Origin of the sequence: Methylobacterium sp. J-030, assembly GCF_022829545.1 — a bacterium.
Classification (GTDB): domain Bacteria; phylum Pseudomonadota; class Alphaproteobacteria; order Rhizobiales; family Beijerinckiaceae; genus Methylobacterium.
Window position 1 is genome coordinate 1 of the sequence record NZ_JAKSYM010000156.1, and the last position, 1,591, is coordinate 1,591.

1 protein-coding gene and 1 pseudogene are annotated in these 1,591 nt (G+C 65.8%); one reads left to right on the forward strand and one right to left on the reverse strand.

Annotated elements, in window-relative coordinates:
- The first annotated feature begins 396 nt into the window (after positions 1-396).
- Positions 397-1,095: a haloacid dehalogenase type II gene (locus tag MKK75_RS09420; RefSeq protein ID WP_244042327.1), complete on the forward strand. Its 699-nt coding sequence runs from the start codon at positions 397-399 to the stop codon at positions 1,093-1,095.
- Positions 1,096-1,311: 216 nt separating this feature from the next.
- On the opposite strand, the pseudogene MKK75_RS36335 reads toward MKK75_RS09420, so the two are convergent.
- Positions 1,312-1,591 (reverse strand): annotated as a pseudogene (locus tag MKK75_RS36335) (ATP-dependent DNA ligase); the annotation flags it as partial.

Sequence of the window (1,591 nt, forward strand, 5' to 3'; positions counted from 1 at the left end):
CCGAGGCCGAATGCCCCGAGATGCCCCAGGCCGCGCTGCGGCTGGATCACCCGGAGGCAACCTTCACCGCCGATCGACTGGTCGAGCGGGTCGTTGCACACTGTGCTTGCAACGATTGAGGGTCCCGTGCAGCTTGCCGCCCCCGGTACGGCTGCTTCTGGTCGTGAGCGAGCGCGATGGCAGTGTCTGCTTCTGCCAACTCCCACCCGAAAGCGAACCGGCAGAAATCCACCCCAAGCGGCCGTTCGGCTTGCGACCCAACCTGGCTGCCCGGATCGCCGTGAGCGCTTCCCATAAGCAGCCATTCGTCGGCCGTCCGGCAACTTCGCCTCAGGGGTGGACAGAAGACGGGGTGGGTAGGGATAGTTCGCGTAGGATCGCCCGGTGGGACCGATAATGCTGCAACCGCAACCTGTGCCGAAGGTAATCACCTTCGACTGCTATGGCACCCTAGTCCGGTGGCATGACGCTATCCGGTCTGCAGCCCACGCGATCCTGTCCGGACGCCTCGCGGAGTCTGATGCGCAAGACCAATCGGTCGCGTTGGCTGACCGATTGCGTAGCGCCGCCGTAGAGCGGCAGCAGCGCCCGCCCTACTGCGATTACAAGTCCGTCCTGCGGTCTGCCCTCGCCGTAGCCCTCGCCGAGGCCGGTCATACAGTGAAGCCTGAGGACGAGGAGATGCTGCTATCGACCCTTAGCCGGATCGAGCCGCATCCCGACGTTCCAGGCGCACTTGGTCGATTGCGCGAACGCTACCGGCTCGCGATTATCAGCAACACGGACGACGACCTGATCGCCGGCACCGTCGCGGCGATCGGGGTGCCGATCGACTTCGTCATCACCGCTGAGCAGGCCCGCGCCTACAAGCCCGACCACCAGCTCTTCCTGCACGCCTACGCGACCTTGGGCGTGACGAAGGAGGAGACCGTGCACGTCGGAATGGGGCAGTTCACCGACCTCAAGGTCTGCAACGAACTTGGCATCCGGTCCGTATGGATCGACCGGATCGGCGAACCGCCGAACCTGGACTGGCCGCCGCACGCCAAGCTGAACGATCTTGCGGGTTTGCCCAACATGCTGTCGGTCGCTTGAGCGGCTACCGAGGCAGTCTGTGGGTCGGCAAAAGGTCGCGAGCGGGTGCGGCGGCGATGTCTGATGCCTCCGATTATCGCTCGTAAGCAGACCGTCGCAAATCCACCCGACCCGGTCGTTGGCGTCTGTTTCAACAGCCAGAAGCGGACCTTCGAGGGTCGGCAAGGGGTCGTGAGCGGCTCCTTGCGACGGGTGCCGAGCACTGGATTTCGACCACTAGGCCCTCCGACGTGGCCGACGCCCTGCAGCATCCAACGGCAGGGCCGCGCGTTCGCACCCGGCCCAGGGATCGTGACCCAAGGCGGAGAGGCGACTCGGGAGGCTGCCGACGGCGAATCGTGCGCCGGATCGGAGCGACGGGAGCTCGTCGCAATCGACGGGAACGGATACGGGGGCATTGGGGCGGGCCAGTGTGGAGAAGGCGGCGACGGGCGTCGGGCCCGGCTGGGTGGGCAGGTAGTCGAGGTAGATGCGGCCGTGCCTGGCCTTCTTCGAC

Excerpts from the sequence above, each read along its gene's own strand:
- MKK75_RS09420 (WP_244042327.1), top strand. The coding sequence starts at position 397 with ATGCTGCAACCGCAACCTGTGCCGAAGGTAATCACCTTCGACTGCTAT.